The sequence below is a fragment of the Mycobacterium vicinigordonae genome (genome assembly GCF_013466425.1).
GTDB lineage: Bacteria > Actinomycetota > Actinomycetes > Mycobacteriales > Mycobacteriaceae > Mycobacterium > Mycobacterium vicinigordonae.
On sequence record NZ_CP059165.1, the window covers coordinates 884,641 to 910,239 of the forward strand.

Below are 25,599 nucleotides of genomic sequence, written 5' to 3' on the forward strand. Positions count from 1 at the left end.
TCACGAACCTCTATAAGCGAAGTCTAAGAGCATTGCACGGAGGATGGGGGGAGGCGGGCACAAATCACGGCGTGCATATCCTGAATCGGTGCAGGGAGACGGCGACGGATGGGTGATATCCGAGCGCGGCATCCACTACTGGGGCAGGTTCGGCGCGGCCGGTCTGCTGCTCCGGGCGCCACGGCCCGACGGCACCCCCGCGGTACTGCTGCAACACCGAGCGGTGTGGAGCCATCAGGGCGGCACCTGGGGCCTGCCGGGGGGCGCCCGCGACAGCCATGAGACCCCTGAGCAGACCGCAGTGCGGGAAGCGCGTGAGGAGGCAGGCCTGGACGCCGAGCGGCTGACCGTGCGGGCGACATTGGTCACCGCCGAGATCGCCGGGATGCGCGGTACGCAGTGGAGCTACACCACCGTCGTCGCCGACGCCGCCGAACTGTTGGAAACCGTGGCAAACCGGGAAAGCGCGGAGTTGCGCTGGGTCGGTGAGGACAAGGTGTCCGAGCTGCCGTTGCACCCGGGGTTTGCGGCCAGCTGGGAACAGCTGCGCACCGTCTTGGCCGGGCTGCCGCTGCGCGCGTGAAATCAGCGGAGGGCGCTCAGCGCCGCGGCGAGTTCCGCGGCGGCCGCCTGGGGGTCGTCGGCGCCGCTGATGGCGCGCACCACCACGATCCGCCGGGCGCCGGCCTCGACCACCTCGGATAGCCGCTGCGCGTCGATGCCGCCGATGGCGAACCAGGGCTTGTCGGTGTCCAGGCCGGCGACGGCGCGGACCAGGTCTAGTCCCGGTGCTGGGCGGCCCGGTTTGGTGGGGGTGGGCCAGCACGGGCCGACGCAGAAGTAGTCGGCGGGTCCGGCCGCTGCGGCGGCAGCTTCGCCAAGGGTGTGGCTGGACTGGCCGAGGAGCGGGTCCGGGCCGACAATGTCGCGCGCCACCTCCAGGGGCAGGTCGCGTTGACCCAGGTGCAGGACGTCGGCACCGGCCGCGCGGGCGATGTCGGCGCGGTCATTGACCGCGAACAGAGCGCCATGCCGGTGGGCCGCGTCGGCCAGGATCTCGCACGCGGCAAGCTCGTCGAGCGCCTCCAACGGACCGAACCGCTGTTCACCGGGCGAACCCTTGTCGCGCAGCTGGATGATGTCCACGCCGCCGGCCAGCGCGGCGTTAGCGAATTCGGCCAGGTCGCCGCGCTCGCGGCGGGCGTCGGTGCACAGGTACAACCGGGCTTCGTCGAGGCGGGGTGCGAGACAGGGGTGATGCACACCGCGACGTTAGCGCGCTAGCGTAGAGGCCGAACAACACACGGGAGTCCCGGGTACCAGCGGGGCTGAGAGTGGGCTAACCCTTTTCGCAGACCGGTCTGCGACTCGGACCTGCCCTTACCGTCACACCTGATCCGGGTCATGCCGGCGAAGGGAGCCAAGGATGTCAAGCACGCCCGCCGGATCGGTCGCCGTGATCGGCGGCGGCGTCATCGGGCTGTCGGTGGCGCGCCGCGCGGCGCAGGCCGGGTTCTCGGTGGTGGTGCACCGCGGTGAGCATCCCGGTGCCTCCTGGGTGGCCGGCGGGATGCTGGCCCCGCACAGCGAAGGCTGGCCCGGCGAGGAACGGTTGCTGCGGCTGGGCCTGGAGTCCCTGCGGCTGTGGCGCGAGGGCGGCTTTTTGGCGGGGCTCGGTCCGAATGTGGTGACCGCGCGCGAGTCACTAGTGGTAGCTGTGGACCGGGCCGACGTAGCCGACCTGCGGACCGTGGCGGACTGGCTGTCGGCCCAAGGCCACCCGGTGATATGGGAGTCGGCCTCGCGCGACGTCGAACCGCAGCTGGCCCAAGGTATTAGGCACGGCTTCCGGGCGCCGACCGAGCTGGCGGTGGACAACCGCGCGGTGATCGAGGCGCTGATCGGCGACTGCGGGCGACTCGGGGTTCGGTGGGCTGGCCCGGTGACCGACCTGGGCGCGGCGGCCGGCGATTCGGTGGTGATCGCCAACGGCATCGACGCACCGGCCTTGTGCCCCGGACTCCCGGTGCGTCCGGTGAAAGGCGAGGTGCTGCGGCTGCGCTGGCGGAAGGGCTGCACACCGCTGCCGCGCCGGGTTATTCGGGCCCGGGTGCACGGCCGGCAGGTGTACCTGGTGCCGCGCGGAGACGGGGTGGTGGTCGGCGCGACCCAGTACGAACACGGCCGCGACACCGCGCCGGTGGTCTCCGGTGTGCGTGACCTGCTCGACGATGCGTGCGCGGTGATACCGGCGCTGGGCGAGTACGAACTGGCCGAGTGCGCTGCCGGCCTGCGGCCGATGACCCCGGACAACCTGCCGATCGTGCGGCGGTTGGACGAGCGGATCCTGGTGGCCACCGGCCACGGCCGGTCCGGATTCCTGTTGGCGCCGTGGACAGCTGAACAGATTGTGTCCCAACTCATTCCAATCGGAGTGCACTGATGATCGTTGTAGTCAACGAACAGCAGCTCGAGGTCGACGAGCAGACGACCGTGGCCGCGCTGCTGGACTCGATGGGGTTTCCCGACCGCGGTGTCGCAGTGGCGGTGGACTCGTCCGTATTGCCCCGATCGGCCTGGGCGTCAAGGCTTGCCGAGTTCTCGGGGTTGAACGGGCGCCTGCGCCTCGAGGTGGTCTCGGCGGTGCAGGGTGGTTAGGCGCGACGACGGCACGGGCAAGCTGACGATCGCGGACCGCAGTTTCGTCTCACGCCTGATCATGGGCACCGGAGGGGCGACCAGCCTGGCAGTGCTCGAAGAGGCGTTGGCCGCCTCGGGAACCGAACTGACCACCGTCGCGATCCGCCGCGTGGACGCCGAGGGCGGCACCGGGCTGCTCGAGCTGCTCAACCGGCTCGGCATCACGCCGCTGCCCAACACCGCCGGGTGCCGCAGCGCGGCCGAGGCGGTGCTCACCGCACAACTTGCCCGGGAGGCGCTGGACACCAACTGGGTCAAGCTGGAGGTGATCGCCGACGAGCGTACACTGCTGCCCGACGCGATCGAATTGGTCAGGGCGGCAGAGCAATTGGTGGACGACGGGTTCGTGGTGCTGCCCTACACCAACGACGACCCGGCGCTGGCGCGACGCCTGGAGGACACCGGATGCGCGGCGGTGATGCCCCTTGGTTCGCCGATCGGCACCGGGCTGGGCATCACCAACCCACACAACATCGAGATGATCGTTGCTCGGGCGGGTGTACCGGTGGTGCTGGACGCGGGGATCGGCACGGCGAGCGACGCGGCGCTGGCTATGGAACTGGGTTGCGACGCGGTGCTGTTGGCCACCGCTGTCACCCGCGCCGCCGATCCGCCGACGATGGCCGCGGCGATGGCCGCGGCGGTGACCGCCGGCTACCTGGCCAGGCGCGGCGGCCGAATTCCGAAACGCTTCTGGGCCCAAGCGTCGAGTCCCGCGCCATGACCGATACCGGAATGAAACGCTATGTAGCACTAGGAAGTTCGATGGCCGCCGGTCCAGGAATCCGGCCGCGGGCGGCGGGGGCGCCGTGGCGGGCCGGACGCTCGGCCCGTAACTACCCGCATCTGGTCGCAAGCCAAGCCGGCCTGGATCTGATCGATGTCACCTACTCCGGTGCCACCACCGCGCATGTGCTATCGGAGCGGCAGAACGGCGCGGCACCGCAGCTCACCGCGCTGAACGGTACCGAGGCGGTGGTGACGGTGACCATCGGTGGCAACGACGTGGGCTACGTCCCGATGTTGCTGGCCGCCTCGGTGCCGTCGCTGCTGCGGTATTTGCCGCTGCTGGGTGGGCGGCTGAACGAACTGCTGGATCGGCAGGCCCGCGATCGCGCCCTGTGGGGGCTGTTGGATTCACTGTGCGAAGTTGGCCGCAGTGTGCGCCGGCACGCTCCGCGGGCGCGGATCTTCTTCGTCGACTACCTGACGATCCTGCCGCCCGCGGATGAATCGGCGTGGCCGCTCTCCGACGAACACGCCGAACTAGGCCGGCACGTCGCTCAAACGCTTGAGCGGCTGACGGCCGAGGCCGCCGCGGCGACCGACTGCGAGGTGGTTTCCGCGGCGGCGGCCAGCCGCAATCATCACGCGTGGTCGCAGCGGCCCTGGACTACTATGCCGTCCAAAACCGTTGTGCCACTACCAGGTCGGCCCGCACCACTGCACCCGAATGAGGCAGGGATGCGGGCCGTCGCCGATCTTGTGTTACAGGAGTTGTAGCGGGACAGACTCAGCCGTTAGCCTGCCACCACTTGTAGAGCGCGGCGGTGTCGCCATTGGATGCGCGCACGAACGCCAGCACATTCTTGGCGTCGACAGTCCAGATGACCTCAGCCTTGCCGTCATCGGTACCGCAGGCGACCTGCCCAGCCGAGTCGTTGGAGCTGCCTTGGTGCCAAGTGGTGGGAGACTTAGCGTCCCCGCAATTCGTAAGCGTATCGCCGCCAACGAGTTTGGTGAATGCGCTGGACATGTCCGAGCTGTTGGGGAACAAGAAGTACTTTGCACCGGACGGCCCACTGCTGTCTGAATTTTGCCCACACAGAAGGATGGACTGCACCGTCGGGAATACGGACTGCACCTCCGAAACCGCTTGGGCGGAGCAGTTGCTCGAGTTGTACCCTTTGGACAGCACGCCGGCAAATGCATCGGTGGGGTCCGCCGAAGCGCTGGCAGCACCGAAGCAGCCGAAGCCGCTTACCAGCGCCGCAGCGCTGAAACCGCGCAGTGCGATCGCGCGATGAGTCATTGATAGCTCCCTTTTAGTCGTCGAAGAGATCGTCGCTGGACGCGATATGCGCTTTAACAGCGACGGTTTAGCCCAGATGGAAATGGTCAGCCGTTGGCGCGCCACCACTGGTAGAGCGCGGCCGTGTCGGTGTTGGAGGCGCGGATGAAGCTCAGCACGTTCTTGGCGTCGGTGGTCCAGATGACCTCCGCCTGACCCTGGTAGGTGCCGCAGGCCACCTGCCCGGCGGAGGTGGTGGCATTGCCCTGGTGCCAGGTGGTGGGCGAGTCGGCGTCCCCGCACTTGGTCAAGGTGTCGTCTTTGATACTGGCGGTGAAGGCGCTGGCCAGGTCGGTCGAGTTGCCGAACAGCATGTACTTTGCGACGACAGGCCCACCCTCTAGCGAATTCTGTCCGCATTCCATGACCGCGACCATGCCGCTGGACGGGTCCTTGGCGCTGCAGTTGCTAGTCGTGTAGCCCTTCGACAGCAGGCTGACGAGCGTTTCGTTTGGATCGGCGTTCGCCGGGGCCATGCCCGCGTAACTGACACTGCCCAGCAGCGCCGCCGCGGAGGCGGCCCGCAGCAAGTTCGAGAGAGGGGACATCGAAGGACTCCTTGGTTCAATTTGGGATCGGCAGTGCACTGTGCCGATATCGGGGAAGTGTATTTGCGCAGCACGTCTTTAAACAGGGTTTCGTCAAAAGGCATCGTAGGGCTATGCCGCGGCGGCGCAACACATTCTGTTGAAAACTATCTTGCTCGGCATCTGTTTCCCATAAATCCGGGCACGGTGGGAGAATGTCGAAAGAACAATTCGCTCAACAATTTTCATCCGGATCCAGTGACCGGACGGCAATTGGGGATTAGCGGAAGGGCATCGAGATTCGCGAACACATGACGACCGCGATGATCCGGTGAGGGGAGAGTGACGGGAAGTAGAGACCGACCATCCCGTTATGACGCGCTGCAGCGCGGAGCCAGTCCGGCGGGTCGCACGTCATTTCGGTATCCGGATGGGCGGTGCTGGTGTGCTCCGGGATCCTGCCGGGCGACCCGACGGTGCCCGTCGGGCCGCTCACGTTCGTGTGATGGGCCCCGACCGACCGAAGCTGGTCTAGTCTGGGCGCGATGGCGAACAAATCAAAGACGATTGCTACTGCCCTGGCCGTATGGGTCGTTGTGGCCCTGGTCGCTCTCCTCGCGGGTTGCGGGCGCTGTTCGAACGAAGCGCGGCCCGCCGCCAACAGCACCGCCGCGACAGAGTTCGCCACCATGATTCGCGGCAAGGTCACCACCGACGCGATGATGGCGCACCTGACTAAATTGCAGGAGATCGCCAACGCCAACAATGGCACCCGCGCGGTGGGCACTCCCGGTTACGACGCCAGTGTGGACTATGTGGTGGAAACGCTGCACAAGAACGGCTTTGATGTGCAAACGCCCGAATTTTCGGCACGGGTGTTCCACGCCGAGAAGGGTTCGTTGACCGTCGGCGACCTGACCACCGAGGCGCGCGCGCTGGAGTACAGTCGCAGCGCTCCCGACGGCGTAACTGGGCCGTTGCTGTTCGCGCCCGAGGGAGACAGCCCCGGCTGCACGCCTGGCGACTATGACCGGCTGCCGGTACAGGGCGCGGTGGTGGTGGTCGGCCGCGGAGCCTGCCAGTTTGCGCAGAAGGAGGACGCCGCTGCCCAGCGCGGCGCGGTCGCTCTGATCGTCGTCGACAATGTCGACGAGCAGTCGATGGGCGGCACGCTGGGGGCCAACACCGACGTTAAGATCCCGGTGGTCAGTGTCACCAGATCGGTCGGCTATCAATTGCGTTCCAAGTCCGGTCCGGCGACGGTCAAGCTGAACGCGGAGACCAAGAGTTTCAAGGCCCGCAACGTGATTGCCCAGACCAAGACGGGATCGGCGAGTGATGTCGTGATGGCCGGAGCGCACCTGGACAGCGTCCCGGAGGGACCGGGCATCAACGATAACGGTTCCGGGGTTGCGGCAGTATTGGAAACCGCTGTGCAGCTTGGAAATTCACCTCAGGTCCACAATGCGGTGCGGTTCGCGTTCTGGGGCGCAGAGGAACTGGGGCTGATCGGCTCCCGCAACTACGTCGAGTCGCTGGATCTGGAGGGGCTCAAGAACATCGCGCTGTACCTGAACTTCGACATGCTGGCTTCGCCCAACCCTGGTTACTTCACCTACGACGGCGACCAATCGCTGCCACTGGACCAACGTGGCCAGCCGGTGGTGCCCGAGGGCTCGGCCGGTATCGAGCGGATGCTGGTCAACTATCTGAAGCTGTCCGGTAAGACCGCGCAGGACACTTCGTTCGACGGCCGTTCCGACTACGACGGGTTCACCCTGGCCGGTATCCCGTCGGGCGGGCTGTTCGCTGGCGCGGAGGCCAAGAAATCCGACGAGCAGGCCAAGCTGTGGGGTGGAACGGCCAACGAGCCATTCGACCCCAACTATCACCAGAAGGGTGACACCCTCGAACACATCGACCGCACCGCGCTGGGCATCCAGGGCGGCGGCGTCGCCTACGCCGTGGCGCTGTACGCGCAGGACATCGGCGGACGAAATGGGGTTCCGGCCATGGCAGACCGAACCCGTCACGTACTCGTGAAACCATGATCGGGCGCCTGGCCGCCCTGTTTGCAACCTGCTTACTCGCGGCGTGCTCGGCCCCGCACCCATCGCCGTCGGCGGCCACCCCGGCCACCGCCCCGGATCCGGCGCGCGCACTGGCGGCCAAGGTGACCGTCGACGGGATGCTCGCCCACCTTCATGCGCTGCAGAACATCGCCAACGCCAACAAAGGCAACCGCACATCGGGCACGTCGGGCTACGACGCCAGCGTCGATTACGTGGCGAACACACTGCGCGGCAAAGGGTTCGAGGTATCCACACCGCAGTTCGAACGCTTGCGCCACACCGCTCAAGGCAAGCCAACGCTGACGATCGCCGGCCGCAGCTTCCCCGTCGACCAAGCTTCACTGCTAGTCAAGACACCCTCGGGAGGCCTGAACGGGCAATTGGTGCGCCCCCTGCAGCCGGCCGGCTGTGCTGCCGCCGACTACCCGACCGCCCTACCCAAGGGCGCCATCGCCGTGGCCGACGACACCAACTGCTCGGTGGTGGACAAGCAGAATGCGGCGGTGGCCAAGGGTGCGGCGGCGCTTATCGTGACCAGCCAGCCCGGCGGCCACGGCGCACCGCCCACGCTGCTAAACGCCGGCTACTACAACCAACTGACCGTTCCGGTCGCCATCGTCGGCGCCGACGGAACCGCCGCCCTGGGGCGGACCACCGGGCCGGTGCGCCTGGTACTGGATGGCGAGAACGTCAAAGTGACGTCGCGAAACGTGCTGGCGCAGACCAGGACCGGGACAGGCAAAGAGGTGGTGATGGTCGGCACTCACCTGGACAGCCCGCCGGGCAGCCCAGGCATCAACAACGCGGGGACCGGGGTGGCGGCGGTGCTGGAAACCGCGCTGCAGCTGGGCCCGCTGCCGGCAGTGACCAACGCCGTGCGGTTTGCGTTCTGGGGAGCCGAGGAAAACGGGACCAACGGGTCGATGGATTACGTGTTCGGACTGGACAACGACGCCCTCAACGACATTGCGCTGTACCTGAACTTCGACATGCTGGGTTCGGCGAACCCGGGCTTCTTCACCGATGACGGCGATCAGTCAGGCCCTCCCGAAAACGGTATGGCGTCCACCGGTGTGCCGGAAGGCTCGGCCGGTATTGAACGCACCCTGGCCGGATATCTGAACCTGGCCGGCAAGCGGCCGCAGGACATGCCGTTGAACACCCGCACCGACTACCATCCGTTCCTAGTCGCGGGCGTACCGGTGGGTGGCATGAACACCGGGGCGGCGCAGCTGAAAACCACTGTGCAGGAGCGACTCTGGGGTGGCCAGTCCGGCGTCGCATTCGACCCGAACTACCAGAGTCCCCGAGACACCGTGGACGCCGTCAACCGGGAAGCATTGGCGGTGATGGGGTCTGGCGTGGCATACGCGGTGGGCAACTACGCCGCCTCCATCTCCGGCGTCAACGGCGTTCCGCCCCGCGACAAGCGCCACCGCACCAGGATCTCCTGACGGATAGAGCGGTTGAGCCGCAGGCATTTAAGCCGGCAGGGACGGCGTGCCCGGCCCGACCCGTTACACCCAGTGACCTGCGCTGCACTGTCTAGAATAAAGTTCCTCGCATGCAGGCCGGTCGGGACGGGGTTGGTCAAATGAAGATGCGCTCACGCAGAGTGCTCGCGGCGATACGGATCGTGACGGTCTACCTGGGGGCGGTCCTGATGGTGGCCGGTTGCTCGCCGACCGTGGTTGCGGGTCGTGCGGTGTCGATCCTCAACGATCCCTTCCGGGTGGGCGGCCTGCCGGCGACCAACGGCCCCAGTGGGATCCGGCCGAACGCGCCGGCACCCACCGGCACGGTGGTAAACACCGACAAAGGAGCGATCGACAAACTGGCGTTGTTGTCGATCAACGACATCGAGGCCTTCTGGAGGGCCAACTACAAGGCGCCGCTGAAGGGATCGTTCAAGCCTGTCGACAAGTTTGTGTCGTACAACTCGGAGGACCGCAACGGTGGGACCGTCTGCCGTGTCGATACCTACCAGAACGTCAACGCGTTCTTCACCTCCCGCTGCAACCTGATCGCTTGGGACCGCGGCGTGTTCATGGCCACAGCGCAGAAGTACTTCGGCGACATGGCCGTCAACGGTGTGTTAGCACACGAGTTCGGCCATGCCCTGCAGTCGATGGCCAAACTCGTCACCCGAAAAGACCCGACCATCGTCTACGAGCAGCAGGCGGACTGCTTCGCCGGTGTCTACCTCTATTACGTCGCCGAGGGGAAGTCGCCGCGCTTCACCCTCAGCACGGGGGACGGGCTCGACCACGTGCTGGCCGGGATCATCACCACCCGCGACCCGGTGATGGACTCTGACGACTCCAACGATGACGAGCACGGTTCGGCCCTGGACCGCGTCAGCGCCTTCCAGATGGGCTTCGTCACGGGAACCCCGGCGTGCGCGACCATCAACAAAGCCGAGATCGAGCAGCGCCGCGGCGACCTGCCGACAGCGCTGCGAACCGACAACGGCGAGACCGGTGAGGTGGAGATCAACGAAGACACGCTGAAGACCCTGATGGAGTTGATGGGCAAAATCTTCGCGCCGAAGAATCCGCCCACACTGTCGCTCAAGCAGGGCGACTGCTCCGACGCCAAGCCCAGCCCGCCGGCGTCCTACTGCCCAGCCACCAACACCATCGCCGTCGACCTACCCTCTTTGGCGGCCATGGGCAAGGTTGCCGGTGAAAAGCAACACAGCCTGCCGCAGGGCGACGACACCGCTCTGTCGATCGTGATGTCGCGATACGCACTCGCGGTACAGCACGAGCGCGGTCTGCCGATGCAGAGTCCTTGGACCGCGTTGCGCACCGCCTGTCTGACCGGCATCGCGCACCGCAAGATGGCCGAGAACATCGAATTGCCTTCGGGAAACTCACTGGTGCTCACGGCCGGTGACCTCGATGAAGCGGTCGCTGGTCTGCTCACCAACCACATGGTCGCCAGCGACGCCGATGGCACCAGCGTGCCCGCCGGATTCACCCGGATCGCCGCGTTCCGATCCGGTGTGGTCGGCGAGATGGACGGTTGTTACTCGCGCTATCCCGGGTAGAGTTTGCGCCTGTGACCGAGCAGCCACCGGGCTATCCGCCGCCACCGCCAGGCGGTTACGGGTACCAGCCGCCGCCGTCAGGCGGGTACGGGTACACGCCGCCCCCGCCGATGTACGGATACCCGCCGCCGATGGGCGGCTACCCCGTTGCGCAGGGCACGAACGGCATGGCTATTGCCTCGCTGGTGTGTTCGCTTGCGGGGCCGTTTTTCTGCGGAGTCTCCACCATCCTGGGAGTGATCTTCGGGTTCATCGGGCTCAACCAGATCAAGTCGAGCGGACAACAGGGTCGCGGCCTGGCGATAGCCGGGATCGTCATCAGTGCGGTAACCATCGTGGCCGGTGTGATCATCCTGATCGCGGTGATCGTGGTGGGGCGGGCCGACTCACACCGCCACCACCATCGCAATGATGACTATTACAACAGCGCACCCGCCGCGGCCGTCGCTTTCGAAGCGCAGCTAGCCGCCTAGTCGACCCGTTGCGGTCAGGCGATCTCGGGGTGGGGCACCTTGTGCTCGGGCTCATCGCTGAGCTGCCGGCCGTCGTGTACCCACATGATGGCGACCCAGGTGAGCAGCAACCAGCCGAGCGCGACCGTAGGGATCGCCCAGGCCCGGCGGATCAGCAGCGCCTTGCCGCATCCGGCGGTCGGGGCGTTCACGTCGTGGGAGATGTGGGCGAGTTGAAAGCCGATGCCATTGCCGCAACTGATCTTGATACCGTAGGCGTCGTATTGGTCCAGATAGACCGGAAACCACAGCGCGGCCAGGCCGATGGCACCGAGCAGCAGGCCGACGATTGCGATGTATATCTGCCGATGAGTCACAGCTTCTCCAGGTTGAAGTTAATTGTCGATTCGCTGGGCGATGTTCAGGTCATGCATACGTTGGAGAACAACAGGACAGGCCACGAGACGATGGACCCGAGAAACGACACCGCCAGGTCGGCGCCCTGCATTTGATGTAGGTGTTCGGTGTGCGTCGCCGACCATATCGCTCCCACCAGTAGGTATGGCGTCCCGGTAATGATTCCGATAGCGATCAGCTGACCTACGCTGAGCTGAAAACTCAGCACCCGGCGAATTCTTTCCAACACCCTGCCCCGCCAACCATCGGACTACCCTCGAATGCCGATTATGTTAATAGACATTCCCGAGCATGTGGAAGTTCAGCGGCGATTTCCCGGGCCGGTCGGCCTCCTCCTAGATCCCATCTGGAGCAGACAGCAGCCCAAGTGCCGCAGTCACCGCCAGAGCGGGAACATCGAGCGTCTTCGACGCCAGGTCATGGCGCCCACCAGGGATCTCGACGATCTCGGTCGGCGCGGGGATCAGCAGCGCCGCGGCCCGCAACTCGGCGATGGTGCCAAACGGGTCCGAACTGCCGTGGACGAAGACCGTAGGCGAAGTGATGTTCGGCAGATGCTCGGTGCGGGCGCGTTCGGGCTTGCCCGGCGGATGCAGGGGGTAGGACGACAACGCGAGCAGATCGACGGTCGCGTCCCCGTCGGCGACCACCATCGACGTCTGCCTGCCGCCGTAGGAATGGCCACCGGCCACCAGCGGCCCGGCGGCAAGTCCTCGGCACAGCTCGATCGCCTCGACGATCCCGGCACGGTCGGCTGCAGCCGACCCCGACGGAGGGCCCTTGGGGCGGCGCCGCCGGTAAGGCAGGTTGTAGCGCACCGCCAGCCAGCCTTGTCTCGCCCATTCTTCGCAATATTGTTGCAGCAGTTTGGAATCGCGATTGCCGCCGGCGCCGTGGGTCAGCAAGGCCACCCCGGTTGGCGTGCCCAGCGGTTCGTGCGCGATACCGGCGATGGGTTCGAGATTCATAGTCCGAGCCGGAACAACGGCGAGACAGGCCCGTGGCCGCCGCCCAACGGATAAGCCGCACGCAGGCATTCGGTCACCCACCCCTTCCCGAACCGGACCGCATCGGGCACGGAGTACCCGTGCGCCAGCGCACACGCAATCGCGCTGGCCAGCGTGTCTCCGCCGCCGTGGTCGCAGTCGGTGGGCAGGCGTTCGGCGTCGAACTCGTAAAAATCGTTGCCGTCATAAAGCAGGTCGCAACTGAACTGCGAGGTCCGCAGGTGCCCGCCCTTGACCAGCGCCCAGCGCGGACCCATGGCGTGCAGAGCCTTGGCGGCCGCGCGCTGGCCTTCGGTGTCAATGACCTCGATGCCGGTGATCAAACGCACCTCGTCCAGGTTAGGGGTCACCAGCGTGGCCAACGGAAACAGTTCAGTGCGAAGCGAATCCAGCGCCGAGGTGGCTAACAGTGGATCGCCGTGCATCGATGCGCACACCGGGTCGACCACCAGCGGCACCGTCAGGCCCAGGCGGCGCCAGGTGGCGGCAACCACCTCGATAATCGACGACGACGCCAGCATCCCGGTTTTGGCGGCCTGGATGCCGATGTCGGTGACCACGGCCTCGATCTGGCCGGCCACCACTTCGTCAGGAACTTCATGAAAGCTCTTGACGCCCAATGTGTTCTGCACCGTGACGGCGGTGACGGCCACGCAGGCATGGACGCCGAGCAGCGCCATCGTGCGCATATCCGCCTGAATGCCGGCACCGCCGCCAGAGTCGGATCCGGCGATCGTCAGGACCCGCAGCGGAGTCGCTCCCGGCGCCGGCAGCGGCAAGGGGGGATGCAGCAATGTCACTGGGTCAGTGGGAGATACACCCGATTGCCGTGATCGGCGAACTCGCGTGACTTCGCCTCCATGCCCGCCGCCAGCATGGCGTCGACATCTTCCTCGGTTTCTAGCCCGTGCTTGGCGGCGAAGTCGCGCACATCCTGGGTGATGCGCATCGAGCAGAACTTCGGCCCGCACATCGAGCAGAAGTGCGCGGTCTTGGCGGGCTCGGCCGGCAGCGTCTCGTCGTGGTATTCCCGCGCGGTGTCGGGATCCAGGGACAGTGCGAACTGGTCGTTCCACCGGAACTCGAAACGCGCCGTGCTCAACGCATTATCGCGGTCCTGAGCGTGCGGGTGCCCCTTGGCCAGGTCACCCGCGTGTGCGGCGATCTTGTACGCGATCACGCCGTCCTTGACGTCTTTGCGGTCCGGCAGACCCAGGTGCTCCTTGGGGGTGACATAGCACAGCATCGCAGTGCCGGCCTGGGCGATGATAGCCGCCCCGATCGCCGAGGTGATGTGGTCGTAGGCGGGCGCGATGTCGGTGGCCAGCGGCCCCAGCGTGTAGAACGGGGCCTCCTCGCACAACTCCTCTTCCAGCTTTACGTTCTCGACGATCTTATGCATTGGCACGTGGCCCGGGCCCTCGATCATCACTTGCACGCCATGGGATTTCGCGATCTTGGTGAGCTCACCAAGGGTGCGCAGCTCGGCGAACTGAGCGGCGTCGTTGGCGTCGGCGATCGAGCCCGGTCGCAGCCCGTCGCCCAGGGAGAAGGTGACGTCGTAGCGGGCCAGGATCTCGCAGAGTTCCTCGAAGTTGGTGTACAGGAACGACTCTTGGTGGTGCGCCAAACACCAGGCCGCCATGATGGACCCGCCGCGGCTGACGATGCCGGTCACGCGCTTGGCGGTCAGCGGCACATACCGCAACAGCACACCGGCGTGCACGGTCATGTAGTCCACGCCCTGCTCGCACTGCTCGATTACGGTGTCGCGGTAGAGCTCCCAGGTAAGTTCGGTCGGGTCGCCCTTGACCTTCTCCAGCGCCTGGTAGATCGGCACCGTTCCGACCGGGACAGGGGAGTTGCGCATGATCCACTCGCGCGTCTCGTGAATGTTCTTGCCGGTGGACAGGTCCATGATGGTGTCCGCGCCCCAGCGGGTGGCCCACACCATCTTGTCCACCTCCTCGGCGATCGAGGACGTGACGGCCGAATTGCCGATGTTGGCATTGACCTTCACCGCGAACGCCTTGCCGATGATCATCGGCTCGCTCTCGGGGTGGTTGTGGTTGGCCGGGATGATTGCGCGGCCCCGGGCCACCTCGTCTCTGACGAGTTCGGCGGGCATGCCCTCGCGCACGGCGATGTAAGCCATTTCGGCGGTGACCTCACCGGCGCGGGCGCGTTGCAGTTGGGTGCCGCGGTCGCGGACCACCCCCGGCCGCGCCGGCAGGCCAGCGTTCAGGTCGATCACCGCGTCGTCGTCGGTGTAGGGCCCGGAGGTGTCGTAGAGGTCGAAGTGATCCCCAGTGGATAGGTGCACCCGGCGGAACGGCACCCGGGCCCCCGGGACGCCCTCGACCTCACGATAGGTCTTACTGCTGCCAGCAATGGGTCCGGTGGTCACCGCGGCCCCCGCCATCTCCGGGGACTTCGAAATCAGATCGGTCATCGGTGCATCTCCCTACGCCGGCATTACCCGGTCAGGTTCGTACGGTCGACGGCCCCGAGCCGTCCTCTCAGCGCACCGGGCGTGCGCTCCCGTGTGATTTTCGGTTGGGCGTCTTCCACGCTAGCGCAGCGCCGCACGGGAATGCAGGGTCGGCGGTTAGTCGGCCTCCTCCAGGGCTTCGCCGATCTCCTCGAGGATCTGGTTGCGGTGGTTGCTGGCCAGCAGATGTCCGGTAGCGATGACCAGGGCGACCGGCCAGTCGATTAGTTCGAAGGCGGTCAGCGCAGCGATACCCGCGTAGTAGGCCAGCTGTTCTGGGTGCGGAACCTGCAGTTTGCCCAGCACCGGCAGGTTGATCGCAAACGTCTGCCCAGCCCGGATCTGTTGCACAGCTTCACGTTGTGTGGTGCCGCTGGGAGCCTTCTTTTCGGCCATCATTTGCCTTTCAGTAACGAAGGGTTTGCCGCCACGCCGGGTGGTGCGGTCACCGTCGGGAATATGACGACGACAGATGCTCGGCTCGACCCGCTCGCCGCGTCGTTAGCTGTGTTGCTGAAGCGGCCCCTGACCGAACTCTATGCGTTGTTGTGGCGTGCCGGCGTGCTCGAGGTCGGCACCCGCGCGTACCGGGATGAGCTGTCCGATCGGTCCACACCCGTATATCAGCGCCGCTTGTCTAGTTAGTGCTGCGCAGATCGCTGGCGCCGGCGCGCCGGCCGGCGGTCTTTTTGGCGGGGGCTTTGCGGGCCGCCTTCTTGGGCGCTTCCTCGGCGGCCTGCTCGGTGGGAACGGACGTGAGCTTGGCCGCCGTCGGAGCGGCCGATTGCTCGGGCTTCTTGCTCATCCGGCGCAGCAACAGTGCTCCGCCGCCGACCGCCAGCAGGATGGGCCATTCGACCAACCCGGCCGCGCCGATTGCCCCGAGGGTCAGTGCCGCCGCCGGAGTCGACTTACTGCCGGTGCTGATTCCGTGCTGGATCCCCTCGGCGGCACCCTTGACCCCACCGACGATGCCGTCAACCGCTGCCCCGCCGACCGCTCCGGCGGCCGCCGTGGTAGCTGAGGCGGCGCGGCTGACCGTGCGACCCACCGCGCGAAACGTTCCGTCGACGACACCCATGTTGACTCCCTGACCTCGGTTTCTCCTGCTTGTATACCCCGCACTCGGGGACTTCACCAGAAATAAAAATGGTTCACAGAAATTTGGGAGCATTAAGTGGTACGCAGGTCGACCAGTACCGGGGCGTGATCGCTGGGCGCTTTGCCCTTGCGTTCGTCCCGGACGATCTCCGCGTGCATCACTTTGTCGGCCAGCGTGGGGGAGCCCAAGATGAAGTCGATGCGCATGCCCTGCTTCTTCGGGAACCGCAACTGGGTGTAGTCCCAATAGGTGTAGACGCCCGGTCCAGGAGTGAAAGGCCTTACCACATCGGTGAATTGGGCTTTGACGATCGCATCGAATGCCTTGCGTTCCGGTTCCGAGACATGCGTGGCGCCTTCAAAGAACTCGGTGCTCCAGACGTCGTCGTCGGTGGGCGCGATGTTCCAGTCCCCGACCAGCGCGATCGCAGACGACGGGTCCTCACGTAGCCACGATTCAGCGGCATCACGAAGCGCGGCAAGCCAATTCAACTTGTAGACGTAGTGCGGGTCGTCCAGGGTGCGGCCGTTGGGCACATAGAGGCTCCATACCCGCACGCCCGCAGAGGTCGCGCCAATGGCGCGGGCCTCGGCGGCCGCGGCCACGTCGGGCTTGCTGCTCCAGCTCGGCTGACCGTCGAAGCCCACCGCAACGTCGTCTAGGCCCACGCGGGAGGCTATCGCCACACCGTTCCACTGATTGAAGCCGACGTGGGCGACCTCGTAACCCAGTTCGTAGAACGGGAGCGCGGGAAACTGTGTGTCCGAGCACTTGGTCTCCTGCATGGCCAGCACGTCGACCTCGGCGCGCTCCAGCCAGCTCAGGACGCGGTCCAGTCGAGAGCGGATCGAGTTGACGTTCCAGGTGGCCAGCCGCAGCGTGTCTCGGGGCATGGCTCCTCCTATCTACTTGGGGTCAGCTTGCCGGCGGGCTTGCGGGTGGACAGAAGTATCGACGGCGATGATGCAGCCAATATCCGTGCGGCGCGGCGGGCGGCGTGGCATCGTCCGGCACGACCAGAAAATCACCAGATGCCATGTCGCGCAGCAGGACTCGTTCGGTGTGCTCAAGCGCCCAACTCGGTGGCGGATCCAGCAGCCGGTCGGGGAGCGCAAGGTGCGGCGTCAGCCTACGCCTGCCATACCAGTCGACGATCGCGGGCACGGCGTTAATTTGTGCCGAAATATCCAGTGGCACAGCGGAATTAGTCGCGAGATCGACGCCATCGGCGGCGCGCAGGAGCCAGCCGTCCAGCCAGGTCTCCTCGCCGCCCGGCCGCGCCGCGGCGGCGAGGCGCTCAAGCGTGCGGATGTCGGCGTTGCGCACTGGCACGTCGGTCAGCACACGCAACGACACCACGTCGGCGGGCGAGACCTCGACAATCGTGCCCGTCTTCGTCTGCAGCCGCAGCGTCGGGTCGACCGCCAACAGATGCCCGATCGCGTCGGTCAGCGGCGGAACCGATCCGGGCGAGCGGCGGTAGCGAAGGGCGACGCGGGACCCCAGTTCCGGCCACGACGTCATCAGTGGCCAAACGGGTCGGGCCCCTCGCCCGGCAGCCACGACAACCCGGGCACACCCCAACCGTGTGACTTGATCGCGCGCTTGGCGGCGCGGGCATGCCGGCCGATCAGGCAGTCCACATAGAGGAATCCGTCGAGGTGTCCCGTTTCATGCTGCAGCATGCGGGCGAACAGCCCGGTGCCCTCGATGTTGACCGGTTTGCCCTCGCCGTCTAGACCGGTGACCCGGGCCCAGTCCGCCCGGCCGGTCGGGAATGACTCGCCCGGCACCGAGAGGCAGCCTTCGTCATCGTCGTGGCCGGCCGACGGCATGGTCTCGGGGATCTCGGAGGTTTCCAGCACCGGGTTGACCACCACCCCACGGCGGTGGCTGGTAAGTCCCCGGTCGTCGGCGCAGTCGTAGACGAACAGCCGAAGGCTATGGCCGATCTGGTTGGCGGCCAGGCCGACACCGTGGGCAGCGTCCATAGTCTCGAACATCGTCTTGATCAAATCGGGCAACTCTGCAGGCAGCGACCCGTCGGCTCCGACCGGCACCGGCGTCGTCGGAGCGTGCAAAACGGGATCGCCCACGATGCGAATGGGTACGACTGCCATGGTCGGCTAGCTTAAAGCGTGGCCACCCTCCGACCCGGAACGGGCCGCAGCAGTGTCACCTTCGTCACGCCGCGTGACCAGCGCCGAGGCCGGGCAATTCGACGACACGTTGGCCGACGCGCGGTCTGCTTTCCGGCGCAACACATTGCGGCGTGGTTCAATATTCGCGCACGACAATGCCCATATGTAGGTCAAGTCATTCGAGTATCGAGCATTCGCCGGAAGGGTCCAGGGGAAGCAATATGGACAGCGCCATGGCGCGGGCAGAGCGAGCGGGGGACGACTCGGAAATCGCCGACGGGTTGACCCGTCGCGAGCACGACATTCTGGCTTTCGAACGGCAGTGGTGGAAGTTCGCCGGGGTCAAGGAAGACGCCATCAGAGAGTTGTTCTCGATGTCTGCGACGCGCTACTACCAGGTGTTGAACGCGCTCGTCGACCGGCCCGAAGCGCTGGCCGCCGACCCGATGCTGGTGAAGCGATTGCGGCGGCTGCGCGCCGGCCGCCAGAAGGCGCGCGCCGCGCGGCGCCTCGGCTTCGAGGTGACCTGACGGCTTACGCGGCTTTGCAGGTTCTGGCCCTCCGCTGGTTACAGTGGCTCCGATGAACGAGCGCGTACCCGACTCTTCGGGGCTTCCTCTGCGGGCCATGGTGATGGTGCTGCTGTTTCTCGGCGTCATTTTCCTGCTGCTGGGCTGGCAGGCCCTGGGCTCGTCGGGAAAGTCCGACGACGAGTCCTCGCCGGCCACTACCGCCTCCAGCACCGCCGCGCCCACTTCGACCAGTTCCAAGGCTCCCGCGGCGGACGCCGAGGTGCGGGTGTACAACATCTCGTCGAAAGAGGGCATCGCCAAGTCCACCGCCGACGAACTGAAGGCAGCCGGGTTCAAGGTGACGGACGTGACCAACCTCTCGATCTCGGACGTCGCGGCCACCACGGTCTACTACGGCGAAGAGAGCGAGAAGTCGACGGCGGACGCGGTCGGCAAGAAGCTGGGCGCTCCGGTCGAGAAGCGCATCCCCGCCCTCGCCGACCAGCCGCCGGGCGTCATCGTGTTGGTAACGGGCTGAATCAGCAACCCCTTCCCGCGCGGCCGCTTGGCTGACTCCTCAGCGGGTCGTTTCGACCCGCATCGTCGTCACGCTTGGTCGATTGTCTGACTCCTCAGCGGGTCGTTTCGACCCGCATCGTCGTCACGCTAGGCTCTCCGCTATGCCTAAGCTCGCCGGTCCCAAAGTTGCAGCCGTCACCGCCGTCCTGTCCGCGGCCGCCAGCGTCGCGCTGGTTAGCGCGTGTTCGTCGCCCCAGCAAGCGGCGACGACGACCGGTACCAACCCGTCGGTCTGGACCGGATCCCCAGCCCCGTCCACCTCCGGTCACGCCGAGGCGGCGCCCGGCACTCAGGAGGCACCTCCGGCGGGACAGACGCTGACCACCGTGCTCAAGGGCCCGGGCGGCAACGAGGTTGCGACGGCGAAGTTCGAATTCGCCAACGGCTACGCCACCGTGACCGTCACGGCCAACAGCGGCAGCGGGCTCGCTCCCGGTTTCCACGGCATGCACATCCACAAGGTCGGCAAGTGTGAACCGAACTCGGTGGCTCCCACCGGCGGCCCCACTGGTGACTTCCTGTCGGCCGGCGGGCACTTCCAGGCGCCCGGCTCGGGTGGCCACTCCAGCGGGGACCTGACCTCGCTGCAGGTGCGCAAGAACGGCGCCGCAACGCTGGTCACCACCACGGACAGTTTCACCATGGACGACCTGATCTCGGGCGCAAAGACCGCGATCATCATCCACGAGGGCCCGGACAACTTCATGAACATCCCGGACCGCTACCAGGTCAACGGCGTGCCCGGCCCGGACGAGACCACGATGACAACCGGTGACGCCGGCAAGCGGGTGGCCTGCGGTGTCATTGGGTCCGGGTAACGGTCCGGCCAGCCTGCCAGCGAGCCGGGCCGCCAGCCGCATCGACTTCGCCCGCTCGCCGCGCCCCACCGTGGGTGTGGAATGGGAATTTGCACTGGTCGACGGGCAGACCCGCGACCTCAGCAACGAGGCCACCGCAGTGATCGCCGAAATCGGTGAAAACCCGCGCGTGCATAAGGAATTGCTGCGCAACACCGTCGAGATCGTCAGCGGGATCTGCGTCAATGCCGCTGAGGCGATGCAGGATCTGCGCGACACCCTGGCCCCGGCCCGGCGGATTGTTCGCGACCGTGGAATGGAACTGTTCTGCGCCGGCACCCACCCGTTCGCGCAGTGGTCGAGCCAGAAACTCACCGATGCGCCGCGCTACGCCGAGCTGATCAAGCGCACCCAGTGGTGGGGCCGGCAGATGCTGATCTGGGGTGTGCATGTGCACGTCGGGATCTCCTCACCCAACAAGGTGATGCCGATCGTGACGTCGTTGCTCAACCAATATCCGCACCTGCTGGCGCTGTCGGCGTCGTCGCCCTGGTGGGCCGGCGTGGACACCGGCTACGCGAGCAACCGGGCCATGATGTTTCAGCAGTTACCCACCGCCGGACTGCCGTTTCACTTCCAAAAATGGTCGCAATTCGAAGGTTTCGTGTACGACCAGAAGAAGACCGGCATCATCGACCACGTCGACGAAGTCCGTTGGGACATCCGGCCTTCGCCGCATCTGGGCACCATCGAGGTACGCATCTGCGACGGCGTGTCCAACCTGCGCGAACTGGGCGCCCTGGTCGCGCTGACGCATTGCCTGATCGTCGACCTGGACCGCCGGCTGGAAGCCGACGAGCCGTTGCCGACCATGCCTCCATGGCACGTCCAGGAGAACAAGTGGCGCGCAGCGCGCTACGGGTTGGACGCGGTGATCATCCTGGATGCCGACAGCAATGAGCGGTTGGTCACCGAGGATCTCGATGATGTGCTGAACCGGCTCGAACCGGTTGCGCGGTTGTTGGACTGCGCCGACGAGCTGGCCGCCGTCGCCGACATTCCGCGCCTGGGTGCCTCCTACCAGCGACAGCGCCGGGTGGCCGAAGAGCACGACGGGGATCTGCGCGCGGTAGTCGACGCGCTGGTCGCCGAACTCGAGGTCTGAGGGCACCCGGCCCTGACCAGCCGCCGGATTCAGCAGTCCTGCGCGGCTATGCTGGCACAGGGGTGAGATGGCCAATGGATCGCGAACCGGTTGAAATGCCGATGTTTCCGCTCGAGTCGGTGTTACTCCCGAACGAGACGCTGCCGCTGCGCATCTTCGAGCCCCGGTATACCGCGCTGGTGCGCCACTGCATGGAATGCGAGCGGCCCCGTTTCGGTGTGGTGCTGATCTCGCGCGGCCGCGAAGTCGGCGGCGGCGACGAGCGCAGCGACGTCGGAACGCTAGCCACCATCACCGAATACGTGGACGGCGGTTCAGGCAGGTACGCGCTGCGCTGCCGGATAGGCGAGCGGATCCGGGTGCGCCAGTGGCTGCCCGACGACCCGTTTCCGCGGGCCCGCATACAGTCCTGGCCCGACGAGCCGGGGCTGCCCGTGACCGCCGCGCAACTCCACGACGTCGAGGACCGTGTGCTGGCGCTGTTCGAGCGGATCGCCGCGGTGCGTGGGGTCGAGCTACCGGACCGCGACGTGCTGTTCGACTACCCACGCGATTCCGGCGATAGGTCAAATACGTTGTACGCGTTGGCTGCTCGTGTTCCGATGGGTCCTGCGGACCGCTATGCTGTGCTGGCAGCGCCGTCGGCCGCGGACCGGTTGGCCGCGCTGCTGGAAGCCGTGGACTCGGTGACCGCGATGGTCGAGTTCCAGCTGTCTGATTAGCCGCGCGAGTCTTTGGCGAAGGCGCGCAACGATTCTAGCTGCATCGGATCCAGCGAGGGACGTACTTTTTCGCGGGCCGCGGCCAAGTCGGCCGCGGTGACGTCGGAGGCATCGATGGAGCGGCGCATCGCGCTCAGCGCCGCTTCGCGCAGCAGGGCCACACAATCTGCGGCGCTGTATCCGTCCAGTCCGGCGGCCACCTGCTCCAGATTCACGTCAGCGCTTAGCGGAATGGATTTACCTGCGGTGCGCAGGATTTCGCGACGTGCGTCAGTATCGGGCGGTTCGACGAACACCAGTCGCTCCAGCCGGCCCGGACGCAGCAGAGCCGGATCGATCAGGTCGGGACGGTTGGTCGCGCCTAGCACGACGACATCGCGCAACGGGTCGATGCCGTCCAACTCGGTCAGCAGTGCGGCCACCACCCGGTCGGTCACACCCGAGTCGAAGCTCTGGCCGCGCCGCGGCGCCAGCGCGTCCACCTCGTCGAGAAACACCAGCGACGGTGCCGAATCGCGTGCGCGCCGGAACAATTCGCGGACGGCCTTCTCCGAGGAACCCACCCACTTGTCCATCAGCTCGGAGCCCTTGACGGCATGCACACTCAACTGCCCGGTGCTGGCCAAGGCCCGGACCACGAACGTCTTGCCGCAGCCGGGCGGGCCGTAGAGCAACACCCCGCGCGGCGGGTCTACACCCAACCGGGCGAAGGTGTCGGGGTGCTGCAGCGGCCACAGCACCGACTCGGTGAGGGCCTGCTTGGCCTCGGCCATGTCACCGACGTCGGCGAGGGTGACACTGCCCACGCTGATCTCTTCGCTGCCCGAGCGCGACAGCGGCCGGATCACCGAGAGCGCACCGACCAGGTCTTCCTGGTTCAGCGTGGGGGGCTGGCCGTCGGTGCTGGCCCGCGACGCGGCCCGCAGCGCCGCCTCGCGCATCAGCGCGGCCAGATCGGCGACCACGAAACCCGGTGTTCGGGAAGCGATCTCGTCGAGGTCGAGGTCGCCGGTGGGCACGTTCTTCAGCAGCGCCTCCAGCAGCGACTTGCGGGTCGCCGCGTCGGGCAACGGCAGGCCCAGCTCGCGATCGCACAATTCCGGCGAGCGCAGCCGGGTATCGATCTGGTCGGGGCGGGCCGTGGTGGCGATCAGTGCCACGCCGGCACTGGCTACCGCGGCGCGCAGTTCGGCGAGAATCAGCGCGGCCACCGGCTCGGCGGTCTCGGGTAACAGCGCGTCGACATCGGTGATCAGCAGCACGCCACCGCCCTGCGCGCCGGCGCCACGTACCTTAGCCACGGCTGCGGTCACCGCCTTGAGGCGGTCCTCGGCGGCCAGCGCACCGATTGCCGGGCCGTCCAGTTCCACCAACCTGCGCCCGGCGCACACCGCTCGCACCAGGGTCACCTTGCCGACACCGGCCGGTCCCGACACCAGCACACCGAGGTTGGTGCCGGCACCCAGGCGCGTGAGCAGATGCGGCTCGTCGAGGGCGAGCTTGAGCCATTCGGTGAGTTTGCCGGCCTGCGGCTGAGCGCCTTTGAGCTCCTCGACCTGCATCTCCGGGGTGGCGACGTCGACGGGCGGGATGACGCGCACCGCGTCCGGAAGACCCTGGCCCCAGCTGACCAGAGTGTTGGGCTGCACACTGACCGGCCCGTCCGGGTCTACGCCGGTCACGGTCAGCAGCTCGGAGGTCCAGCTGATTCCGACCGAGGAGGCCAGCGCGCGGGTGGCGTCCGACGTCGAGGTGCCCGGCCCCAGGTCACGCGGCAGCAGGGACACCGCGTCGCCGACCGTCATCACCTTGCCCAGCAGCGCCTGGCGCAGTGTGGCGGGCGACAGCGACCGGGTGGCCAGCGTCGAGCCGCTCAACAACACCGTCCGGGCGCCATACACGGTGACCGCACTGACAATCACCTCGGTGCCTTCCCGTAGGCCGGCGTTGGACAGCGTGACGTCGTCGAGTAACACCGTCAGCACCGGGATGTCCCCGGCGGCCATCCCGGCCACCGCCGCAGTGGTCCGGGACCCGATGAGCGACACCGCATCCCATTCCCGAATGCCCAACGCGGCGATAACGCTGGGATGCAGGCGCACCACGCCGCGGCGCGAGTCGACCGCCGAGGTATTCAGTCGCGCGGTGAGGGTGAGGTGCTGAGCCAACTCACGGCCGCCCGCCAGGCTTGCGCAGGCCGAGCCGTGCCACCGATCGTCGGTTCGGCTGTGCCCGCCGGGTCGCGCGCCGGGCGGCACGTCGTTGTTTGTTGTTGTCGTCCCACGCTTCGGGATGCTTGGCCAGCCAGCGTTTGCTGCGCATCGCAAACGGGATGTGGCAGACGTAGGAGATGATGATCACCCAGATCAGGATGTAGGGGTAGACGACCGCGGCCGCCGCGGCGAGCGCGAGGACAGCCAGTAGCGGCGCGGCCCAGTTCGGCGGCACCGCCAAGGTATGGAATTTCTTCATCGGCAGCGCGCTGACCATCAGCAGCGAGGTCCCGGCGATCCACAGCGACAGCGCCCAGACCGACGTCCACCAGCCCTCGCCGAACTGCAATTTGAGGCCGATGGTGCCGATCATGGATACCGCTCCGGCTGGCGCCGGCATGCCGACGAAGTATTCCTTGGCGTACGGCGGCATGGTTCCGTCGTCCAACTGCGCGTTGTAGCGCGCCAGTCGCAGGACTACGCAGACCGCGTAGAGCAGCACCACCGGCCAGCCGACAGGAAACTTCGACAACAGCGTCACGTAGACCACCAGCGCCGGTGCGACGCCGAAGTTCACCGCGTCGGCCAGCGAATCGATCTCAGCACCCATGCGCGACTGGGCGTCCAGGATGCGGGCCACCCGCCCGTCCAGGGCGTCGAGGATCGCGGCGACCGCGATCAGCGCCATCGCGGGTATCGGCTTGTGGTCGAGGGCGAGCTTGATCGAGGTCAGGCCCGCGCAGATGGACAGCACGGTCATGGCGCTGGGCAGCAGATGCAGATCGACGGTGCGCCGGCGCGGCGGCTTGTTGATCATGGCAGCTGGGCCAGTACGGTCTCGCCGCCAACCGCGCGCTGACCCATTTCGACCAGCGGTTGCGTGCCCGGCGGTAAGTAGGTGTCCAGCCGGGAGCCGAACCGGATCAGGCCGTAGGTGTCGCCGAGGGCAAGTTTGTCGCCGACGTGCGCGTTGCACACGATCCGGCGTGCCACCAGCCCGGCGATCTGGACGGCGACGACGTCGGATCCGGTGGCGGTGCGGATTCGTACGCTGGTGCGCTCGTTGGCCTCGCTGGCCTCGGGCAGGTCGGCGGACAGGAAGGCGCCGGGGCGGTGCTGGACGGCGATCACCTCACCGGCGACCGGTGCGCGTTGTACGTGGACGTCGAAGATCGACAAGAAGATGCTGATCCGGGGTAGTGGGGTCGTGCCCATGCTCAGCTCGGCCGGCGGGACCGCGGTGTCGATCACGCAGATCGTGCCGTCTGCGGGTGCGACGACCGCCCCCTCCGTGCAGGGTGGCACTCGCGACGGGTGGCGGAAGAATCCCGCGCAGGCACCCGCCGCCAGCAGCCCCGTCCGGCGCACCCAGCGGCGCCGGTATCCGGCCGCCGCCACCGCCAGGCCAGCCGCGACGAACGGCAACCCGGCCGGGTGCAGCGGGGGCACAGTGGAGCGCACCAATTCGAACAGGTGCGCTGGGCCTTCGGAGGAGCCAGGGCGTTTTGCCACGCGGGTCATCTTACGGAAGGCGATAGGCTCCCCGGAGGGGTCCGATCTGAAATCCACACCACATTCA

At 66.7% G+C, this 25,599-nt stretch carries 29 protein-coding genes, 2 pseudogenes and 1 riboswitch; of the genes and pseudogenes, 15 read left to right on the top strand and 16 right to left on the bottom strand.

Going from position 1 to position 25,599, the window contains the following annotated elements; genetic code table 11:
* Positions 1-88 precede the first annotated feature (88 nt).
* A pseudogene (locus tag H0P51_RS03700) lies at positions 89-574 on the top strand (NUDIX hydrolase); the annotation flags it as partial.
* Positions 575-585: 11 nt separating this feature from the next.
* Here the strand turns inward: H0P51_RS03700 and thiE are convergent.
* Positions 586-1,263, bottom strand: coding sequence for a thiamine phosphate synthase (thiE, locus tag H0P51_RS03705; RefSeq protein WP_180916700.1), 678 nt, complete (start codon positions 1,261-1,263; stop codon positions 586-588).
* A 163-nt stretch (positions 1,264-1,426) separates the two neighbouring features.
* On the opposite strand from thiE, the gene thiO reads away from it, so the two are divergent.
* From thiO to H0P51_RS03725, 4 genes are all read left to right on the top strand, one after another.
* A complete protein-coding gene (gene thiO, locus H0P51_RS03710; protein ID WP_180916701.1) occupies positions 1,427-2,443 on the top strand; it encodes a glycine oxidase ThiO in 1,017 nt (338 codons plus the stop codon).
* Entirely contained in the window at positions 2,443-2,658 is a 216-nt protein-coding gene (gene thiS, locus H0P51_RS03715) for a sulfur carrier protein ThiS (protein WP_180916702.1), read from the top strand. The genes thiO and thiS overlap by 1 nt, the downstream gene beginning before the upstream one ends.
* 61 nt (positions 2,659-2,719) lie before the next feature.
* Positions 2,720-3,424 carry a thiazole synthase gene (gene thiG / locus H0P51_RS03720; RefSeq protein ID WP_180918714.1) on the top strand — a complete coding sequence of 235 codons (705 nt, stop codon included), beginning with the start codon at positions 2,720-2,722 and terminating at the stop codon, positions 3,422-3,424.
* Between the two features lie 11 nt (positions 3,425-3,435).
* Positions 3,436-4,203 carry an SGNH/GDSL hydrolase family protein gene (locus H0P51_RS03725; protein WP_180918715.1) on the top strand — a complete coding sequence of 256 codons (768 nt, stop codon included), beginning with the start codon at positions 3,436-3,438 and terminating at the stop codon, positions 4,201-4,203.
* Between the two features lie 10 nt (positions 4,204-4,213).
* Here the strand turns inward: H0P51_RS03725 and H0P51_RS03730 are convergent, their stop codons facing one another.
* On the bottom strand, positions 4,214-4,732 hold the full coding sequence (locus tag H0P51_RS03730) for a serine/threonine protein kinase (protein ID WP_180916703.1): 519 nt from the start codon (positions 4,730-4,732) through the stop codon (positions 4,214-4,216).
* Positions 4,733-4,818: 86 nt separating this feature from the next.
* Complete coding sequence (locus H0P51_RS03735) at positions 4,819-5,319, bottom strand: serine/threonine protein kinase (RefSeq protein ID WP_180916704.1); 501 nt, start codon at positions 5,317-5,319, stop codon at positions 4,819-4,821.
* Between the two features lie 524 nt (positions 5,320-5,843).
* On the opposite strand from H0P51_RS03735, the gene H0P51_RS03740 reads away from it, so the two are divergent.
* From H0P51_RS03740 to H0P51_RS03755, 4 genes are all read left to right on the top strand, one after another.
* Positions 5,844-7,349, top strand: coding sequence for a M28 family metallopeptidase (locus tag H0P51_RS03740; RefSeq protein WP_180916705.1), 1,506 nt, complete (start codon positions 5,844-5,846; stop codon positions 7,347-7,349).
* Positions 7,346-8,824 carry a M28 family peptidase gene (locus H0P51_RS03745; protein WP_180916706.1) on the top strand — a complete coding sequence of 493 codons (1,479 nt, stop codon included), beginning with the start codon at positions 7,346-7,348 and terminating at the stop codon, positions 8,822-8,824. Before H0P51_RS03740 ends, H0P51_RS03745 begins: the two co-directional genes overlap by 4 nt.
* 140 nt (positions 8,825-8,964) lie before the next feature.
* Positions 8,965-10,422, top strand: coding sequence for a neutral zinc metallopeptidase (locus H0P51_RS03750; RefSeq protein ID WP_281373878.1), 1,458 nt, complete (start codon positions 8,965-8,967; stop codon positions 10,420-10,422).
* An 11-nt stretch (positions 10,423-10,433) separates the two neighbouring features.
* Positions 10,434-10,895 (top strand): DUF4190 domain-containing protein, encoded by a 462-nt coding sequence (locus tag H0P51_RS03755; protein WP_246398379.1) that lies wholly within the window; start codon positions 10,434-10,436, stop codon positions 10,893-10,895.
* A 14-nt stretch (positions 10,896-10,909) separates the two neighbouring features.
* On the opposite strand, the gene H0P51_RS03760 is transcribed toward H0P51_RS03755, so the two are convergent.
* The 6 genes from H0P51_RS03760 to H0P51_RS03785 form a co-directional block, all read right to left on the bottom strand.
* Positions 10,910-11,251, bottom strand: a complete 342-nt coding sequence (locus tag H0P51_RS03760; protein ID WP_180916708.1) for a hypothetical protein — start codon at positions 11,249-11,251, stop codon at positions 10,910-10,912.
* 44 nt (positions 11,252-11,295) lie between these two features.
* On the bottom strand, positions 11,296-11,520 hold the full coding sequence (locus H0P51_RS03765; RefSeq protein ID WP_180916709.1) for a hypothetical protein: 225 nt from the start codon (positions 11,518-11,520) through the stop codon (positions 11,296-11,298).
* Positions 11,521-11,626: 106 nt separating this feature from the next.
* On the bottom strand, positions 11,627-12,259 hold the full coding sequence (locus H0P51_RS03770) for an alpha/beta hydrolase family protein (protein ID WP_180916710.1): 633 nt from the start codon (positions 12,257-12,259) through the stop codon (positions 11,627-11,629).
* Entirely contained in the window at positions 12,256-13,089 is an 834-nt protein-coding gene (thiD, locus tag H0P51_RS03775; RefSeq protein ID WP_246398702.1) for a bifunctional hydroxymethylpyrimidine kinase/phosphomethylpyrimidine kinase, read from the bottom strand. Before thiD ends, H0P51_RS03770 begins: the two co-directional genes overlap by 4 nt.
* Positions 13,090-13,094: 5 nt before the next feature.
* Positions 13,095-14,720, bottom strand: a complete 1,626-nt coding sequence (gene thiC / locus H0P51_RS03780; RefSeq protein ID WP_425489009.1) for a phosphomethylpyrimidine synthase ThiC — start codon at positions 14,718-14,720, stop codon at positions 13,095-13,097.
* A 24-nt stretch (positions 14,721-14,744) separates the two neighbouring features.
* Positions 14,745-14,853: riboswitch (TPP riboswitch) on the bottom strand.
* Positions 14,854-14,906: 53 nt separating this feature from the next.
* Positions 14,907-15,188 carry a hypothetical protein gene (locus H0P51_RS03785; RefSeq protein WP_246398381.1) on the bottom strand — a complete coding sequence of 94 codons (282 nt, stop codon included), beginning with the start codon at positions 15,186-15,188 and terminating at the stop codon, positions 14,907-14,909.
* A gap of 60 nt (positions 15,189-15,248) precedes the next feature.
* Here H0P51_RS03785 and H0P51_RS03790 point away from each other — a divergent pair, with 60 nt between their 5' ends.
* On the top strand, positions 15,249-15,434 hold the full coding sequence (locus H0P51_RS03790; RefSeq protein ID WP_180916712.1) for an Rv1535 domain-containing protein: 186 nt from the start codon (positions 15,249-15,251) through the stop codon (positions 15,432-15,434).
* Here the strand turns inward: H0P51_RS03790 and H0P51_RS03795 are convergent.
* The 4 genes and pseudogenes from H0P51_RS03795 to H0P51_RS03810 form a co-directional block, all read right to left on the bottom strand.
* Positions 15,427-15,870, bottom strand: a complete 444-nt coding sequence (locus H0P51_RS03795; RefSeq protein ID WP_180916713.1) for a hypothetical protein — start codon at positions 15,868-15,870, stop codon at positions 15,427-15,429. The two genes, H0P51_RS03790 and H0P51_RS03795, sit on opposite strands and share 8 nt — an antisense overlap.
* A gap of 92 nt (positions 15,871-15,962) precedes the next feature.
* A complete protein-coding gene (locus H0P51_RS03800; protein ID WP_180918719.1) occupies positions 15,963-16,769 on the bottom strand; it encodes an exodeoxyribonuclease III in 807 nt (268 codons plus the stop codon).
* 76 nt (positions 16,770-16,845) lie between these two features.
* Positions 16,846-17,415, bottom strand: a pseudogene (locus tag H0P51_RS03805) (GNAT family N-acetyltransferase, cg3035/Rv0428c family); the annotation flags it as partial.
* Complete coding sequence (locus tag H0P51_RS03810; protein ID WP_180916715.1) at positions 17,415-18,011, bottom strand: peptide deformylase; 597 nt, start codon at positions 18,009-18,011, stop codon at positions 17,415-17,417. The pseudogene H0P51_RS03805 and the gene H0P51_RS03810, both read right to left, overlap by 1 nt.
* A 242-nt stretch (positions 18,012-18,253) precedes the next feature.
* On the opposite strand from H0P51_RS03810, the gene napA reads away from it, so the two are divergent.
* From napA to H0P51_RS03835, 5 genes are all read left to right on the top strand, one after another.
* Positions 18,254-18,562: a nucleoid-associated protein NapA gene (gene napA / locus H0P51_RS03815; protein WP_180916716.1), complete on the top strand. Its 309-nt coding sequence runs from the start codon at positions 18,254-18,256 to the stop codon at positions 18,560-18,562.
* 52 nt (positions 18,563-18,614) lie between these two features.
* A complete protein-coding gene (locus H0P51_RS03820) occupies positions 18,615-19,082 on the top strand; it encodes a LytR C-terminal domain-containing protein (RefSeq protein ID WP_180916717.1) in 468 nt (155 codons plus the stop codon).
* Positions 19,083-19,224: 142 nt separating this feature from the next.
* Positions 19,225-19,941 carry a superoxide dismutase[Cu-Zn] gene (gene sodC / locus H0P51_RS03825; RefSeq protein ID WP_180916718.1) on the top strand — a complete coding sequence of 239 codons (717 nt, stop codon included), beginning with the start codon at positions 19,225-19,227 and terminating at the stop codon, positions 19,939-19,941.
* A gap of 13 nt (positions 19,942-19,954) precedes the next feature.
* On the top strand, positions 19,955-21,085 hold the full coding sequence (locus H0P51_RS03830; RefSeq protein WP_180918720.1) for a glutamate--cysteine ligase: 1,131 nt from the start codon (positions 19,955-19,957) through the stop codon (positions 21,083-21,085).
* 74 nt (positions 21,086-21,159) lie between these two features.
* Entirely contained in the window at positions 21,160-21,807 is a 648-nt protein-coding gene (locus H0P51_RS03835; RefSeq protein ID WP_180916719.1) for an LON peptidase substrate-binding domain-containing protein, read from the top strand.
* Here H0P51_RS03835 and H0P51_RS03840 read toward each other — a convergent pair.
* The 3 genes from H0P51_RS03840 to H0P51_RS03850 are packed head-to-tail and all read right to left on the bottom strand — an operon-like array spanning position 21,804 to position 25,541.
* Positions 21,804-23,975 carry an AAA family ATPase gene (locus H0P51_RS03840; RefSeq protein WP_180918721.1) on the bottom strand — a complete coding sequence of 724 codons (2,172 nt, stop codon included), beginning with the start codon at positions 23,973-23,975 and terminating at the stop codon, positions 21,804-21,806. The genes H0P51_RS03835 and H0P51_RS03840 overlap by 4 nt on opposite strands.
* 1 nt (position 23,976) lies before the next feature.
* Positions 23,977-24,837 (bottom strand): CDP-diacylglycerol--serine O-phosphatidyltransferase, encoded by an 861-nt coding sequence (pssA, locus tag H0P51_RS03845; RefSeq protein ID WP_180916720.1) that lies wholly within the window; start codon positions 24,835-24,837, stop codon positions 23,977-23,979.
* On the bottom strand, positions 24,834-25,541 hold the full coding sequence (locus tag H0P51_RS03850) for a phosphatidylserine decarboxylase (RefSeq protein ID WP_425488956.1): 708 nt from the start codon (positions 25,539-25,541) through the stop codon (positions 24,834-24,836). The genes pssA and H0P51_RS03850 overlap by 4 nt, the downstream gene beginning before the upstream one ends.
* Between the last annotated feature and the right edge of the window lie 58 nt (positions 25,542-25,599).

Coding starts and splice junctions, on each gene's coding strand:
- thiO (WP_180916701.1), top strand. CDS start 1,427: ATGTCAAGCACGCCCGCCGGATCGGTCGCCGTGATCGGCGGCGGCGTC.
- thiS (WP_180916702.1), top strand. CDS start 2,443: ATGATCGTTGTAGTCAACGAACAGCAGCTCGAGGTCGACGAGCAGACG.
- thiG (WP_180918714.1), top strand. CDS start 2,720: ATGGGCACCGGAGGGGCGACCAGCCTGGCAGTGCTCGAAGAGGCGTTG.
- H0P51_RS03725 (WP_180918715.1), top strand. CDS start 3,436: ATGAAACGCTATGTAGCACTAGGAAGTTCGATGGCCGCCGGTCCAGGA.
- H0P51_RS03730 (WP_180916703.1), bottom strand. CDS start 4,732: ATGACTCATCGCGCGATCGCACTGCGCGGTTTCAGCGCTGCGGCGCTG.
- H0P51_RS03735 (WP_180916704.1), bottom strand. CDS start 5,319: ATGTCCCCTCTCTCGAACTTGCTGCGGGCCGCCTCCGCGGCGGCGCTG.
- H0P51_RS03740 (WP_180916705.1), top strand. CDS start 5,844: ATGGCGAACAAATCAAAGACGATTGCTACTGCCCTGGCCGTATGGGTC.
- H0P51_RS03745 (WP_180916706.1), top strand. CDS start 7,346: ATGATCGGGCGCCTGGCCGCCCTGTTTGCAACCTGCTTACTCGCGGCG.
- H0P51_RS03750 (WP_281373878.1), top strand. CDS start 8,965: ATGAAGATGCGCTCACGCAGAGTGCTCGCGGCGATACGGATCGTGACG.
- H0P51_RS03770 (WP_180916710.1), bottom strand. CDS start 12,259: ATGAATCTCGAACCCATCGCCGGTATCGCGCACGAACCGCTGGGCACG.
- thiC (WP_425489009.1), bottom strand. CDS start 14,720: ATGGCGGGGGCCGCGGTGACCACCGGACCCATTGCTGGCAGCAGTAAG.
- H0P51_RS03785 (WP_246398381.1), bottom strand. CDS start 15,188: ATGATGGCCGAAAAGAAGGCTCCCAGCGGCACCACACAACGTGAAGCT.
- H0P51_RS03790 (WP_180916712.1), top strand. CDS start 15,249: ATGACGACGACAGATGCTCGGCTCGACCCGCTCGCCGCGTCGTTAGCT.
- H0P51_RS03795 (WP_180916713.1), bottom strand. CDS start 15,870: ATGGGTGTCGTCGACGGAACGTTTCGCGCGGTGGGTCGCACGGTCAGC.
- H0P51_RS03810 (WP_180916715.1), bottom strand. CDS start 18,011: ATGGCAGTCGTACCCATTCGCATCGTGGGCGATCCCGTTTTGCACGCT.
- napA (WP_180916716.1), top strand. CDS start 18,254: ATGGACAGCGCCATGGCGCGGGCAGAGCGAGCGGGGGACGACTCGGAA.
- H0P51_RS03820 (WP_180916717.1), top strand. CDS start 18,615: ATGAACGAGCGCGTACCCGACTCTTCGGGGCTTCCTCTGCGGGCCATG.
- sodC (WP_180916718.1), top strand. CDS start 19,225: ATGCCTAAGCTCGCCGGTCCCAAAGTTGCAGCCGTCACCGCCGTCCTG.
- H0P51_RS03835 (WP_180916719.1), top strand. CDS start 21,160: ATGGATCGCGAACCGGTTGAAATGCCGATGTTTCCGCTCGAGTCGGTG.
- pssA (WP_180916720.1), bottom strand. CDS start 24,837: ATGATCAACAAGCCGCCGCGCCGGCGCACCGTCGATCTGCATCTGCTG.
- H0P51_RS03850 (WP_425488956.1), bottom strand. CDS start 25,541: ATGACCCGCGTGGCAAAACGCCCTGGCTCCTCCGAAGGCCCAGCGCAC.